Raw genomic sequence first — 15,089 nt, 5'->3', positions numbered from 1 at the left:
AACAAATGACGTTCAGATTTCTGATGACGGCCACCACGCTCGGGGCCGAAGGCAAACGGCTCTTGGCGGCGGCCGGCTGTGACGTGCACTACCTGCAACACAACGACGATCCGCAAGAAGTGGAACGGTTGATGGCGACCCATGCCTACGACGCGGTGATTTCCCGCACGGTAACGCTATCGGCGGCGGCGATTGCCGCTTGCCCATCGCTGCGGGTGATTTGCAAACACGGCGTAGGTGTAACGAACATTGATGTGCCCGCCGCCAGCGCGCGCGGCATCCCGGTGCTGACGACGCCGGCCACCAATGCCCAGTCGGTGGCCGAACTGACCGTTGGTCTGTTACTGAGCGCCGCCCGCCGCATCGCCTTTTTTCAGCATGAAATACGTTCCGGCCGCTGGACGCGTACCGGCGACGGTAAAGAGCTGTTGGGCAGCACCCTGGGGCTGATCGGGTTCGGTGAAATCGGCCGCCGGGTGGCGAAAATGGCGCAGGCCATCGGGATGACGGTGGTGTATTTCGATCCGGCGGTCAGTGCCGATGGTTCCGCGCAGGATATCGCCCGCATGCCGACGCTGGAGACGCTGCTGCAACGTGCAGATGTGTTGAGTCTGCACTGCCCGGTCACGCCGCATACGCGCAATTTACTCAATGCCGAAACGCTGGCGCTGTTGCCCGACGGAGCGATAGTCCTCAATACCTCACGCGGCGAACTGATTGATGAAGCGGCGCTGGTGGCGGCGCTTCGCAGCGGCCGGGTTGCCGCCGCGGGCCTGGATACCTTTGCCGTGGAGCCGTTGCCGGCCGGCCATCCCTTTATGCAGTTGGACAACATCGTGATGACGCCGCATGTCGGCGGCGCCACGCCGGCGGCGCTGGATGCGGTAGCCCGTTCCGCCGCACAGCAATGCCTGGATTACCTTCAGCACCACCGTATTAATGCGCGGGCGTGCGTCAACCCCGAAGTGCTCAAACAGGAGAACAACCAATGACCATACGCAATAATTGGCCGGCCGGTTATTTTATCGGCCAGCGTGAACAACTGCCTTCCGCCGCTATTATCGCCGCCTACCGTCGGTTGCCGGTGCCGAATATCGGCGACTGTATGGGGCGCAGCGTCGCGGCGCGCGGCCTGCACCCCTACCACGGCGACCGCGAACTGGTGATGTGCGGCCCGGCGATCACGGTTAAAGTACGGCCGGGGGATAATTTGATGATCCATAAAGCAATTGAGATGGCCCAGCCGGGTGATGTGATTGTGGTGGACGGCGCCGGCGATTTGACCCAGGCGCTGATTGGCGGCCTGATGCGCACTTCGGCCGTCGCCAAAGGCATCGCCGGTTTTGTGATTGACGGCGCCATCCGCGATCTCAATGAGTGGGCAGAAGGCGGCGTGGCGGTATTCGCCCGTGGCAATACGCTGCGTGGGCCAAGCAAAGACGGCCCGGGTGAAGTCAACGTGCCGGTATCCTGCGCCGGGTTACTGGTGGCCCCGGGGGATTTAGTGGTGGGCGACGCCGATGGCGTGGTGGCGATTCCATTGGCGGAGGTTGAAGCCTTGCTGCCGCAGGTTGAGGCGCATGCCCGGCGCGAGGAAAAAATCCGTGCCAACAATGCCGCCGGCACCACCGATCCCGAGCGTTTTAACACGTTGCTGCGCGCCAAAGGATGCCCGGTTTAAACCCGGCATAAGGAAACAGCTTCTGGCGTGAATTCAATAATTATAATGTGAATTGGAAGGTACCCTACATGACGAAGCATTCCGCACTGACGTTCCTGCCGCCGCCGATGGCCTGGCATAACAATATGGCCGCAGAGGAACTGCAACACTTCGGCGCGCAACTTTCCGCCCGGCTCGATCGTTTGCCCGCCGCGCGGCCGGTATGGCTGGTTATCGCCGCGCTGGCCCTGGGCGGTTGGTTTGAGGTTTTTGATGTTTTCCTCACCGCCTATATCGGCCCGGGCATGGTGAAAGAGGGCATTTTCACCCACGGCGGCCAGCATTTTTTTGATCTCGGCAGCCTGGGGGCCTTTGTCGCCGCGATGTTCTTTGGCGTTTTCATCGGCACCTTTCTGGTGGCTTCGGTTGCCGACCGGTTTGGCCGGCGCCGGATCTTCGTGGTGGCGCTGATGCTCTATGCGCTGGCCGGCGCCATCATGGCTTTCCAACACGATCCCGGCTGGATTGTCTTCTGGCGTATTATTACCGGCATCGGCGTTGGCGCGGAGCTGGTGACGATCGATGCCTATGTGTCTGAATTTATTCCCGCCCGCCTGCGTGGGCGCTCCTATGCCTTTGTGCAGGCGATTCAATACACCTCGATCCCGACCATCGCCTTTCTCTCCTGGCAACTGGTGCCTCTGGCGCCGATGGGGATCACCGGCTGGCGCTGGGTGGTGCTGTTTGGCTCGCTGGGGGCGATCGTCGTGTGGATTATCCGCATCGGCCTGCCGGAAAGCCCACGCTGGCTGGTGCAGCAGGGGCGCTATCAGGAAGCCGAAGATATCGTGCGGCGCCTGGAGGCGCGCGTGATCCTCAGCACCGGCAAACCGTTGCCGCCGGTTGAGCAAACCACCGCCGCTGTGCCGGCTGTGGCGGGGCAGGCGGTGGCCAACGAGATGTGGCGCCCGCCATATCGGCGGCGCACCATCATGCTGCTGGTGTTTAACTTTTTTCAATCCATCGGCTATTACGGTTTTGCCAGTTGGATCCCCACGCTGCTGGCGGCCAAAGGAGTCACCTTCACCCACAGCCTGTTCTATTCCTTCCTGATCGCTTTCGCTAGCCCGCTGGGCCCGCTGTTGGCGATGCTGTTTGCCGACCGTATTGAGCGCAAATGGCTGGTTTCCGGTGCGGCGTTGGCGATGGCGTGCATCGGCACGCTGTTTTCCTGGCAGTCACAGCCGGTGATGCTGGTGGCGATGGGGCTGCTGCTCTCTTTGGCCAGCACCTGTATGACCTTTTCCTACCGCACCTATCAGGCGGAGCTATTCCCCACCCGGATCCGTGCCAAAGCCATCGGCCTGGTGTATTCCGTCAGCCGTATCAGCGCCATGTTCTCCGGCTTCACCATTGCTTATGTCTTGCACACCTTTGGCGTCAGCGCGGTGTTTGCCGTGATCTCCGCCGCGATGGCGATTGTGGTGTTCACCATTGGCACTTTTGGGCCAAAAACGCTGGGGCGCCGCCTGGAAGATATTTCAGGCTAAGGGTGCGGCGGATTATTCTATTTTGCAAAAAGGAGTGGATATGCAAGTAATCGCAAAAATTCAGCTGCTGGCGTTAGCCGGCCTGCTGGCGGCGCAGGCGATGGCGCAGGATACCCTGCCGCCGGTATTGCCGACGCAACCCGATCAGCGTTTGCAGCAGGTAGCCACCTCGCCCCATGTATGGAACGGGGTGGCGGTCAGCCAGGGCGGGCGTATTTTCGCTTCGCTCACGCAGTCTGAAGGGCCGGGATGGCAGTTGGTGGAGGTGGGGCAGAACGGCAAGTTGCAGCCTTATCCCGATGCCGCCTGGAACCAATGGCAACCCGGCAAGGCGCCGCAAAAACAGTTCCTGCATGTTAACGCGTTGCGTATCGGGCCAGACGGCAATTTATGGGCGATCGACGCCGGCAACAAGGGGATCGGCACCGGCGACAAGGCGGTGCCGGGGGCTGGCAAGCTGGTGAAAATCAGCCTGAGCAGCAATCAGGTGCTCGACGTCTACCCGATTGCGCCGCCGGTTCTCAAGACCAACAGCTATCTCGACGATCTGCGCTTTAACGGCAAATACGTCTATATCACCGATCCGGGTGCGGAAGGGCTGGTGGTGCTCAACCTGGAAACGCGCCAGGCGCGCCGGGTGCTGGAACGGCATCCTTTATCCATCGATCATGCGCCGATTTATGCCGACGGTAAAAAACTGTACCTGCGTGATGGCCGGGAGAAACGCGTCGGCCTGGATCAGTTGGAAGTCTCGCCAGACGGCAAATGGCTATACTACCAAGCGATCCCCGGGCCGCTGGCGCGCATCGCTACCCGTTATCTGGATGATGAAACGCTGCCTGCGAAAGAGGTGAACAAACACGCTGAAAAATGGCTGGATACCTGGAGCACCGGCGGCACGGCGATCGATGCGCAAGGCAATCTTTATGCATCGGACATTAACACCCGCAGCATTAAGCGGATCACGCCGGCGGGGCAGGTGAGCACGGTGATTCAGGATCCTCGGCTGATCTGGATTGATGCGATGTGGATTAGCCACGGCGCGTTGTGGATGCCGTCGGCCCAAATCAACCGGACGCCGGCCACCACCGGCGGCAAACCTTCCACCGTGCAGTATCCGGTGAAGCTGTATAAGCTCGCTTTGCCGATTGCGCCATCCCCCCGCGACCACGCCTGACGAAAGACCCGGGGCCAAAAGAGGCATTTTGTGCGCTTTGGCTCCCGGAATGGCCGGCCATGCCAGCGGGAACCCCGGGCGTGGCCGACAAAACTGTTGCCGCTCGCCCCTGATGACTACACTTAGCTTAACCTTCTATTTACACACCAAACTAGACGACCGGTCTATTTTTGGCTATAGTGACCGCCATGAACTCAATAACCAAAACCAACAAGGGCGAACAAACCCGCCTGCATATCCTCGCTGCCGGGCAAACGCTGGTGCTGCAGAAAGGGTTTGTCGGCGTGGGGTTGAAAGAGATCCTGGCTGCCTGCGGCGTACCGAAAGGCTCTTTCTACCACTACTTCCCATCGAAAGAAGCGTTTGGCTGCGCTTTGCTTCAGCAGTACGTCGATGCCTACGTGCAACGCCTTGACGTGCTGCTGGCCGGGGCTGAAGGCGGGCGCCAGCGCCTGATGCGCTACTGGCAGGCCTGGATTGACGATCCGCTGCTGGGGGGCTGGGCGGAAAGCTGCCTGGTGGTCAAACTGGCGGCGGAAGTGGCGGATTTGTCCGAAGACATGCGGCTGATTCTGTGTGACGGCGTGGCGTTATTGACGGCGCGCATCGCTGAAATGGTCGCCGCTGGCCGCCGTGACGGCTCGTTGCCTGCCGGCGATGCGCCGCAGGTTGTCGCTCAGGCGTTGTATCAACTTTGGCTGGGGGCGGCGCTGCTGGCGAAGCTCACCCGCGATAAGGCGCCGTTGCGCCAGGCATTAATGACCACTGAACGGCTGCTTGCCCCCTAGGGCGTTGGCCGTATTCGATCTCCACCGTATTACAGGAACCCGATATGAAAATTCTGATTGTACTGACATCGCACGATACGCTTGGCAACACCGGCAAGAAAACCGGTTTCTGGCTGGAGGAGTTTGCCGCGCCTTACTATGTGTTTAAAGACGCCGGCGCGCAGCTGACGTTGGTTTCCCCAGCCGGCGGCCAGCCGCCGCTGGATCCGAAGAGCGATGAACCGGATGCCCAAACTGCGGCAACCGAGCGTTTCCGTAACGATCCTGAAGCCCAGGCGGCGTTGGCTCATACCGGCAAGCTAGCCGAGGTGAACGCGGCTGATTTCGATGCCGTATTCTATCCGGGCGGCCACGGGCCGCTGTGGGATTTGGCCGAAGATCCCGCTTCCATCGCGCTGATCGAAGCCTTTGATCGTGCCAACAAACCGTTCGGCCTGGTCTGCCATGCGCCGGGCGCGCTGCGCAACGTGCAGGCGGCCGATGGGCAACCGCTGGTCAAAGGCCGCAAGGTGACCGGTTTCTCAAACAGTGAAGAAGAGGCCGTGCAACTGACCGACGTCGTGCCGTTCCTGATTGAGGACGAATTCAAACGCCTGGGCGGCCATTATGAAAAAGGGCCGGACTGGCAGCCGCACATTGTGATTGACGGCCAATTGGTCACCGGTCAAAACCCCGCCAGCTCTGAAGCCGTTGCTGAAGCCCTGCTGAAAAAACTGGCTTAAGCCCTGGGCGCTATCGGCGTGAATGATCTGCAACATTTTGTTGGGCGCGCGCACTGGCGCGTGCCTTATCGGCGCCGATAGCCTATGGCATTAAGCTGAAATACTGACTCAGGAGTCACCATGAATAATTCCGTTACGGCCCAAACGCTGGCCGCTACCGTCACCGCCATGAAACAGGCGCACATACAGGTGGGGCCGGCCAGCGCCGAGCTGCGCCACGATCGTCTGGCGCGCGCGGCACAGCTGTTGACCCAACATCATCAGGCGCTGGCGGCGGCGATCAGCGCCGATTACGGCCACCGCAGCACCTACCAGAGCCTGATGGCCGACGTAGCCTCTTCTGTGGCGGCACTGCGCTATGCGCAGGAAAACCTGGCGCAGTGGATGCAGCCGGAACTGCAGGAATCGCCGCAGCCGGGTATGCAGGCGCGCATACAGTACCAGCCGCTTGGCGTGGTGGGCGTTATCAGCCCGTGGAACTTTCCGCTGAATCTGGCATTCAGCCCATTGGCCGGGATCTTGGCCGCCGGTAACCGCGCGTTGCTCAAACCTTCCGAACTGACCCCTCGCACTGCGGAGCTGCTGGCGGAACTGATCGGCCGCTATTTTGATCCGCTGGAGCTGAGTACCGTGCTGGGCGATGCCGATGTCGGCGCCGCGTTCAGCGCCCAGGCCTTTGACCATCTGGTGTTCACCGGCAGCACCGGGGTGGGGCGCCATGTGATGCGCGCCGCCGCCGAAAACCTGGTGCCGGTCACGCTGGAGTTGGGCGGCAAGTCGCCGGTGTTGATTGATACCGATGCCGACGTGAAAACGGCCGCCGAGCGCGTGTTGACGGTGAAAACCTTTAACGTCGGCCAGATCTGTATCTCGCCGGATTACGTGCTGCTGCCGGCGGCGGCGCGCGATACCTTTGTCGAGCACGCTCGGGCGTTTATCGGCCGGGCATTCCCGACCATCCAAAACAACCCGGACTATACCGCCATCATTAACGATCGCCACTTCCAGCGCCTGCAGGAACTGCTGGCGGATGCCCGCGCCAAAGGCGCGACGCTGGTTGAACTGCAGCCGCAGGGCGAACCCAATGCTGATCCGGCAAGCCGCAAGCAGGCGCCGACATTGGTACTGGATGCCACTGATGAGATGCGGGTGATGCAGGAAGAGATTTTCGGGCCGATTCTGCCGATTAAAACCTATCGCGATGCCCATGAAGCGCTGGATTACATCAATGCGCATCCGCGCCCGCTGGCCGCCTACTACTTTGGTGATGATGCCGCGCGCCAGCAAGCGTTCGCCGAACATACCACCTCCGGGGCGCTGGTGATTAACGACGTGATGACCCACGCCACGGTTGAAACCCTGCCGTTCGGCGGCGTTGGCCCATCCGGCATTGGCGCTTATCACGGTATTCACGGCTTCCGCCGTTTCAGCCACGCCAAAGCGGTGGTGGTGCAAAGCCCGGGCGGGGAATCCAACCTGCGTATGCGCGCGCCTTATGCCGCAGGGCTGGCCCAGATTGAAGCGCTGTTGGCCGGTAAGTAACCCCTAGGTACACCCTATTCCCCGCGCCGGGGGAATAGGGTGAATCGGCCCGCCGCATATGCTAATAGGGCGTGTTGCCCTGCAACGCGCGCGAGCCGGCGGCTGGCCTGTACGGATTATTTAAACACGTACGCTACCCCGAAGCGGAAACGAAACTGCCGCTCACTGGATTTTACCGAACTAACAGTTCCATGTTTTTCCCATTTAATGGTTGTCGTAAAAATTACCTGGCCCATCCCTGGGCGATGTTTTGGCGGTGGGGCGGGCGCTATTTTAGCCGGCCATGGGTTTACGGCCGGCGCTGAGCAGCTTCGGCAGATTAAACTCAATCCAGTCCGTCAGTTGAATCACCTGCGTATACACTTCCCGCCCTAACGGCGTTAAAGAATATTCGGTATGTGGGGGCACCACCGGCAGGCTTTCACGGTGCACAAACCCGTCCTTCTCAAACGTCTGTAGCGTTTGCGCCAGCATTTTCTCACTGATGCCGCTGATTCTGCGGCGCAGTTCGCTAAAGCGCAGCGTCTCATCATCCAGCGCAATCAGTACCAAAATCCCCCAGCGGCTGACGATATGCTGCAGTATCACGCGGGATGGGCAGTCGGCATCCAGCAGCTTGCCGTACCGCACCACCGGCAGGCCCGCACTGTTCTCTTTACGCATTGTTTTCCCCATGCCAAATAAAATTAACACTAACAAAAAGGTAAGTACTTACCAAGAGATAGTATGTCTTTTATAGTGGTTGCCGTACAGAGAAAGCCGGGAATGGCTCCGGCAGTGCAGGGCAATCCTGCTTATTACATCACACTGAATAGAGGTTGTTATGATTGCAGTTACAGGTGCTACCGGCCAACTGGGCCGCCTCGTGATCGAGGCATTGTTGAAAACCGTTCCGGCTAACCAGATTGTCGCCGCCGTACGCAGCCCGGAGAAAGCGCAGGATCTGGCTAAACAGGGCCTGGTGGTGCGGCAGGCGGATTACAGCCAGCCGGCTACGTTGCAAGCGGCGTTCCAGGGAGTGAGTAAGCTGCTGCTGATCTCATCAAGCGAAGTTGGGCAACGCGCCGCGCAGCACCAGGCGGTGATCGATGCCGCCAAGGCCGCCGGGGTGGAACTGATCGCCTACACCAGCCTGCTGCATGCAGAGACTTCGCCGCTGCTGCTGGGTGAAGAACACCGCCAGACAGAGGCGGCATTACAGCAGTCCGGCCTGCCGTTCGTGCTGCTGCGTAATGGCTGGTACAGCGAAAACTATGCCGCCAGCATTGCGCCGGCGCTGGCTCATGGCGCCTTTATCGGCGCGGCAAAAAACGGGCGTATTGCTTCTGCTGCCCGCGCAGATTATGCACTTGCCGCCGCCAAGGTTCTGCAACTGGATGGGCAGGCAGGCAAGGTGTACGAGCTAGCCGGTGACGACAGCTACACCCTGGCCGAGTTCGCCGCAGAGATTGCACGCCAGTCCGGCAAGGCGGTTAACTATGTGGACATGTCGCAGGCAGAGTTTGCCGCCGCGTTAAAAGGCGCAGGGTTGCCGGCCGGCCTGGCCGACGTACTGGCCGATTCTGACGTGGGCGCAGCACAAGGCGCGCTCTATGACGACAGCCATACGCTGAGCCGGTTAATCGGCCGCCCAACCACGCGCTATCAACAGGTTATCGCCGCCGCACTGGCCGCGCTGTAACCGCCCATTGGGGGCTAACGGCCCCCGTGATATCAGGCAACATGGGTCCCGGGCTGTTCCAGCAGCTCACAAAGCAACTGGCGCTGTTGCTGCAGCGCCTGGCCGGTACGCGCCCGCGGCCACGGCAGTTCGACCGGCAGAATATGGCGGATGCGCCCCGGCCGCGGGGACATCACCACGATGCGATCCGCCAGAAACAGCGCTTCTTCCACATCGTGGGTCACCAGTAAAATGCTTAGAGAGGTTTGCCGGCGAATGGCCGCCAGGCTGTCCTGCAACTGCTGGCGGGTGAGCGCGTCCAGCGCGCCGAACGGCTCATCCAGCAGCAGGATGGTGGGCTGCGCCGCCAGCCCGCGGGCGATGGCCACACGCTGCGCCATCCCTCCCGATAGCTGGTGCGGCCAGGCCTGCGCGAACCCCTCCAATCCCATCATCGCCAGGTAATGCGCCACCTGGCGGGCAGTTTCCTGCGGCGGCAAATGCTGCTGCTCCATGCCGAGCGCGATGTTATCCGCCACCGTCAGCCACGGGAACAGCCGCGCTTCCTGAAACACCAGGCTCACCCGCGGCGGAATGCCGTGCAGCGGGCGGCCGTTAACCCTGATTTGCCCATGTTCGGCTTGTTCAAGCCCGGCGGCCAGCCGCAGCAGGGTGGATTTGCCACAGCCGCTGGCGCCGATAATTGCTACCAGTTCACCCGCGGCGAGCGCCAGGTTGATCTCCTGCAGGGCAGGGAGCGCCTGGCCGTTGACGGTAAAAAACTTACTGATATGGCTAAATTGCAGCGACATAGCGGCTCCGTAGGGTTATCAATGAAAACGCCAGGCGGTGAGGCGGCGTTCCGCCAGCGCAATGGCCTTGGCGGAAAGCGCCGCCACCAGCGCTATCAGCGCCACGCCGGCGAGAATGCGATCGGCGGCCAGCAATTGTTGGGCGCGCATCATCATGCTGCCCAGCCCATCGCCGGACGAGATAAAATATTCCGCACCGATGGTGCCGACCCAGGCGTGCATCAGCCCCAGCCGCAGCCCGGAAAACAGCGCCGGCAGCATGCCGGGCAGCACCAGCTTGCGCAGGCGCTGGCCTGGCGTCAGTTGCAGAATGCGGCTCACCTCCTGCAGCATTGGCGGCAACTGGGCAATACCCTGATGGGTGGCCAGCAGCACCGGGAAGAACGTCGCCAGCGCGATGAATACGATTTTGGCCATTTCTCCCAGGCCGAACCAGGCGGTCAGCAGCGGCAGCCAGGCGAACACCGCCACGCTGCGCAGGGCGGAAAGCAGCGGGCTGAACAGCCGATCGGCCATCGGCCAACTGCCGAGCAACCCACCGGCCAACATGCCGGCCGCGCTGCCCAGCGCAAAGCCCTGTAGCATACGGAAAAGGCTGGCGGCCAGATCGCCCGCCAGCGTGCCGTTGAACAGGCCGTCGAACAGCGTGCGCGCCACGGCCGCCGGGGCCGGCAGGAAGGCGCTGGCCAACAGGCCGTGGACGGCGGCAAACTGCCAGAGCGCCGCCAGCAGCAACGGCACCACCCAACCAGTCAGAGAAAAGCCCGCCGGGCTGCGCAGGTTATCCGGGCTGATCACCTGTGCCGGCCAGTGCACCCAGCGCCGGGTCAGCCACAGCAGGCCTTTTTCACCGAGGAAGCCAAACGCGCCGATCACGAAAATACAGACAAACACTAGATCCAGCATAAACAGCTGCCGGCTCTGCACCAGCAGATAACCCAGCCCTTCGCTTGAAGCCAGCAGTTCCACGGCGATCAGCGCCACCCAGCCTTGCGAAAAGGCCAGCCGTACCCCGGTCATCAGGTAGGGCAGCATCGCCGGCAGGATCAGGCGGCGCACAAACGCCAGCGGCGGCAGGCGCAGGCTGCGCGCCGCTTCATACAGTTTTTGCGGCGTTTGCTGGATGCCGATGCAGGTATACAGCGCCACCGGCACCGCCACCGATTTGATTAAAATGGTCAGCTTGAGCGCTTCGCCAATCCCCAGCGCCAGCATCAGCAGCGGGATCCACGCCAGGGTAGGGATCTGCACCAGTACGGTAAAAATCGGCATTAACAGGCGGTTGGCGAACGGGCTTAGGCCAAACAGGGCGCCAAGCACCAGCCCGGTGAAAATGCCGCCGGCCAGCCCCAGCGCCAGGCGCCACAGGCTGATGGGCAGCTCATGAATCAGTTCTTCCGGGATAAAGGCCTGCGCGCTGTCGAACACCACCGCCGGCGACGGCAAAATTTGCGCCGACATCCAGCCGTGGCTGCTGGCCAGCCACCAGCCGCCCAACAGCAGCAACGGCACCAGCAGAGCGTAGTAGCCCGCTGCCGCAGCAGAGAAGGGAAGCGGGGGCGCGGCGTTGGCCGGCAAAGCATTTTTACGCATCATGGCTGAACAGGCTTATTTTTGTGTTAACAGCGACAGGCGGGTAATGCCCGCCTTTTCCAGATCGGCCAGCAGCCCGGCGACGATGCCGTAGTTGGCGCTCTGTTCGGCCTGCACCTGCACAATCAGGTTGCTATTGGCGGCTTTCTCCTGCGCCAGGCGTTGTACCAGTTGTTCGCGCTCTATCGCCTCTTTATTGATAAAAAACTGCTGTTCGCCGTTGATGCTGACCACCAGCGGATCCCGCTGTTCAGCCGGCGCCACCGCCGCGGTTTTGGGCAGTTGGATCGGGATGGCGTTGGTCAGCATCGGCGCGGTCACGATAAACACCACCAGCAATACCAGCATGACATCCACTAACGGCGTGATGTTCATTTCACTCATCACGTCTTCGTTGTTTTGCGAGGAAAACGCCATTTACACCGCCTCCCGCATGTTTTTGACTTCGAAAGGCGTGGGGCTGCCGCTCACCTGGAAGTTCTGGGCCTGCATCACGCTGTATATGTCGTGGGCAAAATCGTCCATATCGGCCACTGCCAGCTTCAGGCGGCGCAGGAAATAGTTGTAGATCAGCACCGCCGGCACGGCGACCGCAATGCCGATGCCGGTGGCGATCAGCGCATTGCCGATCGGCCCGGCCACCGTATCCAGGCTGGCGGAGCCGGTCTGGCCGATATTTTGCAAGGCGGCCATAATGCCCCATACGGTGCCGAACAGGCCGATAAACGGCGAGGTGCTGCCGATGCTGGCGAGGATCGCCAGGCCGCTTTCCAGCGAACGGCGCTCACGTTGGATCTGCTGTTGCAGCGCGCGCTCCACCCGGTCTGGCAATTGGGCGGCGAGCGTTTTGCGCCCCTGCAGGTGCGCCGGCGCATCCAGCGCGGCCAGCGCCAACTGGGCCAGCGCGCCGGTGCGTTGGCTCTCGTTCAGCGCCTGATGCAGATCCTCCTGCTGCCAGAACAGCTGTTTAAAGCGCTTATCGCGGCGCTGCTGGCGCAGGTATTGCGCCAGCTTGAGCAGGCCGATGAACCAGGTTAATACCGAGAAAAACAGCAGCAGCAGGATAACGGCGCCCTCAGGGGAAGCCAGTTCAATGTGTCCGAGCGTCATAACCTATACCTCATGAGTCAAGCGAGAAATCAATGGGAACAATTACCGAGCCGCTGACGGCCTGGCTGCCGCGGCGGGCCGGTACGAAAGACCAGCGCCGCACAGTTTCTTGCGCCGCCTTATCCAGCGCGGCGTAGCCACTGGATTTTTGCAGACGGATGGACAGTACTTTGCCGTTGGCGCCAACCTGCACATTCAGTAATACGGTGCCTTCCTGCCCCCGGGTGATGGCGGCTTCCGGGTATTCCGGTGCCGGGTTATGCAAATAATCGGCATTGGCCAGCGGCGGTGTGACCGGCTGTGTTTGCTGGCTGGCGGCGTTATTTGCCACGGCTGGTTGGGCCGGCGCCGGCGTGGCCGGCGTTTTATTTACCGGTTTGGCGGGTTTTACCGGGCGTTTTTTCTCCGGTGGTTTTTGCACTTTCTTTTCCGGTACGTTGGCCGGCGGCCGTGGCTTTTCCACCGGTGCCGGCGGTTGCAGCGCGTTTTCATCCACCGGCAGCGTTTTTTCTACCGGCGCCGGGGGCGCGGGTGGTTCTTCGGCCACCGGCGGCGCCTCTTGCGGCGCGGCGGCGAGTTCAATGCTGATCGGCAACTGGCGCGGCGGTGTAACCAGCGGTGGGATCGCCGTGCGCTGCAACAGCAGCAGCGCCGCCGCATGCAGCGCCACGACCAGCAGCAGGGCCAGCCAACGTTCAGGCCGCGAAGCGCCGGCCAGCCCGGTGCCCGGCACAAACCGGCGACCGTGTGGCGCAGCGGCCGCCGGCGTTGGTTGCCAGGCCGGTTCGGGTTCACCGGCATAGATTACTTGGGTCATTAAACTGTTCTCCAGGCGACAATATACCCTTCATACTTCAAGCTGCAGGTGTGTTGGCTTTATTACTCGGCCCATCCTTGGGCCTCGCCCCGATGGGGCCGCTGCCGGCAGCGTTCAAATCTGCTCCCGGCAGATTTGTCGCTCACCCCAGTCACTTACTCAAGTAAGCTCCTGGGGACTCGCTGCGTCGCCGCCTTCCTGCAACTCGAATTATTTTGGGTACAGAGGATGAATTCGATTTTTCGTCCTTAGCGCTTAATGTCAAATTCGCTATATGCATATCGATATACATTTCATTTCTTTTATTTTCATCATTGCCGGTATCGGATAGGAAAATGCACGTTGACAGTGATTATCATCAACTTAATCGTAATTTCATTTTTAACTCTAATGCATACTGAGCATAGTTTTTTTTCATGTGCTGCATAGTGGCGTTATATTGCCGTTGCGACTGGTTTAGCGAATAAATAAAAATACAAATGCGTTTTATGTATTAGCCAGTTTGTTTTCGGCCGTTTAAATGTTGCCGGAGCGATGATGGTGGATTACGGGCATAAACGCAAAATAAAAAATGGGTGTAAAAAATGAAAGTGGCAAAAAGGTGGATGTTTTTTGGCCTGTTGGCGGCCAGCGTATTTTGGCCCGGGGCGGCAAGCGCGACGAATGAAATCCGCATTGCGGTTTCGGACATCGGCGCCGGCGAGCAACCGGCCGGCGGCGGGTTGATTGACGTGATTTACCGGCAGAAGTTGTTGGAGCAGGAGTTTGGCCGGGATGGCATCAACGTGCGTTGGCTGTTTATTAAAGGCGCCGGGCCGGTGATTAACGAAGGCTTTGCCAACCACCAGATCGATGTGGCCTACCTGGGGGATCTGGCCAGTATTATCGGCCGTTCGCGCGGGTTGGATACCCAGGTTATCGGCGCCGCGGCGCGCGGCATCAATCATTATTTGGCGGTGCCGCGGGGCGCGGATATTCATCAACTGGCCGATCTAAAAGGCAAGCGCGTTGGCCTGTTCCGCGGCACCGCCGCTGAGCTGTCCTTCCTGGCCGCGCTGCATTCACAGGGCATGAAAGCCAGAGATGTCAAAATCATCAATCTTGATTTTGCCGCCGCCAGCGCGGCATTGGCGGCCAGGCAGATCGACGCGACCTGGGGTGGCAACAATACCCTGGCGCTGCGGGATAAGGGAGTGGCGGATATTCCGGTATCGACCCAGGCGCTTAATGGCGCCGGGCAGCTCAGCGGGCTGATCGTTATTGACGGTGAATTCGCCCGTCGTAATGGGGATATTCTGCGGCGGATTATTAACGTGCAACGCCAGGCGGCGGCCTGGGCCAGCGATGAAAAAAATAAAACCGGGTTTATTCAGTTGCTGGCAAAACAATCCGGTTACCCGGAAGCTATTTTGCGTGAGGAATGGGATGGATTGCCGCCGTTATCACAGCGGTTATCACCAGAGCTGGATAGTGCTTTTAAAGCACAGTTACAGCAATCAATAAATACCGCGCTGGAAGCGCGCTTAATTCGCCAACCGGTAAATATCGCTGATTGGTTAAACGGCAGTTTTCTGCAGGTGCAGTAATTAATCATGAGACAGCCAAAATAATTCACGTTGCAGCCAACGTACCTGCTATTTGCGGTATGAAGGGGATAC

At 60.4% G+C, this 15,089-nt stretch carries 15 protein-coding genes; 9 read left to right on the top strand and 6 right to left on the bottom strand.

The features are described 5' to 3' along the window. The first annotated feature begins 5 nt into the window (after positions 1–5). The 7 genes from AC559G_RS09005 (at position 6) to AC559G_RS08975 (ending at position 7,439) form a co-directional block, all read left to right on the top strand. Complete coding sequence (locus AC559G_RS09005) at positions 6–992, top strand: hydroxyacid dehydrogenase (RefSeq protein WP_498912291.1); 987 nt, start codon at positions 6–8, stop codon at positions 990–992. Further along, a complete protein-coding gene (locus AC559G_RS09000) occupies positions 989–1,681 on the top strand; it encodes an RraA family protein (RefSeq protein WP_498912290.1) in 693 nt (230 codons plus the stop codon). The genes AC559G_RS09005 and AC559G_RS09000 overlap by 4 nt, the downstream gene beginning before the upstream one ends. A 68-nt stretch (positions 1,682–1,749) precedes the next feature. Then, entirely contained in the window at positions 1,750–3,210 is a 1,461-nt protein-coding gene (locus AC559G_RS08995; RefSeq protein ID WP_498912289.1) for an MFS transporter, read from the top strand. 40 nt (positions 3,211–3,250) lie between these two features. Beyond that, positions 3,251–4,387 (top strand): NHL repeat-containing protein, encoded by a 1,137-nt coding sequence (locus AC559G_RS08990; RefSeq protein ID WP_498912288.1) that lies wholly within the window; start codon positions 3,251–3,253, stop codon positions 4,385–4,387. A 188-nt stretch (positions 4,388–4,575) separates the two neighbouring features. After that, the gene (locus AC559G_RS08985; protein ID WP_498912287.1) at positions 4,576–5,175 is read left to right on the top strand and encodes a TetR/AcrR family transcriptional regulator; all 600 of its coding nucleotides are present in this window, start codon (positions 4,576–4,578) and stop codon (positions 5,173–5,175) included. Positions 5,176–5,219: 44 nt separating this feature from the next. After that, positions 5,220–5,897 (top strand): type 1 glutamine amidotransferase domain-containing protein, encoded by a 678-nt coding sequence (locus tag AC559G_RS08980; protein ID WP_498912286.1) that lies wholly within the window; start codon positions 5,220–5,222, stop codon positions 5,895–5,897. Positions 5,898–6,017: 120 nt separating this feature from the next. Continuing rightward, complete coding sequence (locus AC559G_RS08975) at positions 6,018–7,439, top strand: coniferyl aldehyde dehydrogenase (protein WP_498912285.1); 1,422 nt, start codon at positions 6,018–6,020, stop codon at positions 7,437–7,439. A gap of 273 nt (positions 7,440–7,712) precedes the next feature. Here the strand turns inward: AC559G_RS08975 and AC559G_RS08970 are convergent, their stop codons facing one another. Next, complete coding sequence (locus AC559G_RS08970; RefSeq protein ID WP_498912284.1) at positions 7,713–8,102, bottom strand: winged helix-turn-helix transcriptional regulator; 390 nt, start codon at positions 8,100–8,102, stop codon at positions 7,713–7,715. A gap of 160 nt (positions 8,103–8,262) precedes the next feature. Between AC559G_RS08970 and AC559G_RS08965 the strand changes: the two genes are divergently transcribed. Beyond that, positions 8,263–9,120, top strand: a complete 858-nt coding sequence (locus AC559G_RS08965) for an SDR family oxidoreductase (protein ID WP_498912283.1) — start codon at positions 8,263–8,265, stop codon at positions 9,118–9,120. Positions 9,121–9,152: 32 nt separating this feature from the next. Here AC559G_RS08965 and AC559G_RS08960 read toward each other — a convergent pair whose 3' ends face one another. From AC559G_RS08960 to AC559G_RS08940, 5 genes are read right to left on the bottom strand one after another with little or no spacing between them, the layout of a single operon-like run. Continuing rightward, positions 9,153–9,911: an ABC transporter ATP-binding protein gene (locus tag AC559G_RS08960; RefSeq protein WP_498912282.1), complete on the bottom strand. Its 759-nt coding sequence runs from the start codon at positions 9,909–9,911 to the stop codon at positions 9,153–9,155. An 18-nt stretch (positions 9,912–9,929) separates the two neighbouring features. Next, a complete protein-coding gene (locus AC559G_RS08955) occupies positions 9,930–11,507 on the bottom strand; it encodes an ABC transporter permease (protein WP_498912281.1) in 1,578 nt (525 codons plus the stop codon). 12 nt (positions 11,508–11,519) lie between these two features. Beyond that, positions 11,520–11,921 carry an ExbD/TolR family protein gene (locus AC559G_RS08950; protein WP_438599012.1) on the bottom strand — a complete coding sequence of 134 codons (402 nt, stop codon included), beginning with the start codon at positions 11,919–11,921 and terminating at the stop codon, positions 11,520–11,522. Beyond that, complete coding sequence (locus AC559G_RS08945) at positions 11,922–12,614, bottom strand: MotA/TolQ/ExbB proton channel family protein (RefSeq protein ID WP_498912280.1); 693 nt, start codon at positions 12,612–12,614, stop codon at positions 11,922–11,924. Between the two features lie 10 nt (positions 12,615–12,624). After that, positions 12,625–13,431: an energy transducer TonB gene (locus tag AC559G_RS08940; RefSeq protein WP_498912279.1), complete on the bottom strand. Its 807-nt coding sequence runs from the start codon at positions 13,429–13,431 to the stop codon at positions 12,625–12,627. 584 nt (positions 13,432–14,015) lie between these two features. On the opposite strand from AC559G_RS08940, the gene AC559G_RS08935 reads away from it, so the two are divergent. Next, the gene (locus AC559G_RS08935) at positions 14,016–15,017 is read left to right on the top strand and encodes an ABC transporter substrate-binding protein (RefSeq protein WP_498912278.1); all 1,002 of its coding nucleotides are present in this window, start codon (positions 14,016–14,018) and stop codon (positions 15,015–15,017) included. The last annotated feature ends 72 nt before the right edge of the window (positions 15,018–15,089 follow it).

It is taken from the genome of Gibbsiella greigii, assembly GCF_039540155.1.
Lineage (GTDB): Bacteria > Pseudomonadota > Gammaproteobacteria > Enterobacterales > Enterobacteriaceae > Gibbsiella > Gibbsiella quercinecans.
Note: the sequence above shows the minus strand (reverse complement) of the source record. Positions and strands in the feature narration are given on the sequence as shown.

Coding starts and splice junctions, on each gene's coding strand:
- AC559G_RS09005 (WP_498912291.1), top strand. CDS start 6: ATGACGTTCAGATTTCTGATGACGGCCACCACGCTCGGGGCCGAAGGC.
- AC559G_RS09000 (WP_498912290.1), top strand. CDS start 989: ATGACCATACGCAATAATTGGCCGGCCGGTTATTTTATCGGCCAGCGT.
- AC559G_RS08995 (WP_498912289.1), top strand. CDS start 1,750: ATGACGAAGCATTCCGCACTGACGTTCCTGCCGCCGCCGATGGCCTGG.
- AC559G_RS08990 (WP_498912288.1), top strand. CDS start 3,251: ATGCAAGTAATCGCAAAAATTCAGCTGCTGGCGTTAGCCGGCCTGCTG.
- AC559G_RS08985 (WP_498912287.1), top strand. CDS start 4,576: ATGAACTCAATAACCAAAACCAACAAGGGCGAACAAACCCGCCTGCAT.
- AC559G_RS08980 (WP_498912286.1), top strand. CDS start 5,220: ATGAAAATTCTGATTGTACTGACATCGCACGATACGCTTGGCAACACC.
- AC559G_RS08975 (WP_498912285.1), top strand. CDS start 6,018: ATGAATAATTCCGTTACGGCCCAAACGCTGGCCGCTACCGTCACCGCC.
- AC559G_RS08970 (WP_498912284.1), bottom strand. CDS start 8,102: ATGCGTAAAGAGAACAGTGCGGGCCTGCCGGTGGTGCGGTACGGCAAG.
- AC559G_RS08965 (WP_498912283.1), top strand. CDS start 8,263: ATGATTGCAGTTACAGGTGCTACCGGCCAACTGGGCCGCCTCGTGATC.
- AC559G_RS08960 (WP_498912282.1), bottom strand. CDS start 9,911: ATGTCGCTGCAATTTAGCCATATCAGTAAGTTTTTTACCGTCAACGGC.
- AC559G_RS08955 (WP_498912281.1), bottom strand. CDS start 11,507: ATGATGCGTAAAAATGCTTTGCCGGCCAACGCCGCGCCCCCGCTTCCC.
- AC559G_RS08950 (WP_438599012.1), bottom strand. CDS start 11,921: ATGGCGTTTTCCTCGCAAAACAACGAAGACGTGATGAGTGAAATGAAC.
- AC559G_RS08945 (WP_498912280.1), bottom strand. CDS start 12,614: ATGACGCTCGGACACATTGAACTGGCTTCCCCTGAGGGCGCCGTTATC.
- AC559G_RS08940 (WP_498912279.1), bottom strand. CDS start 13,431: ATGACCCAAGTAATCTATGCCGGTGAACCCGAACCGGCCTGGCAACCA.
- AC559G_RS08935 (WP_498912278.1), top strand. CDS start 14,016: ATGAAAGTGGCAAAAAGGTGGATGTTTTTTGGCCTGTTGGCGGCCAGC.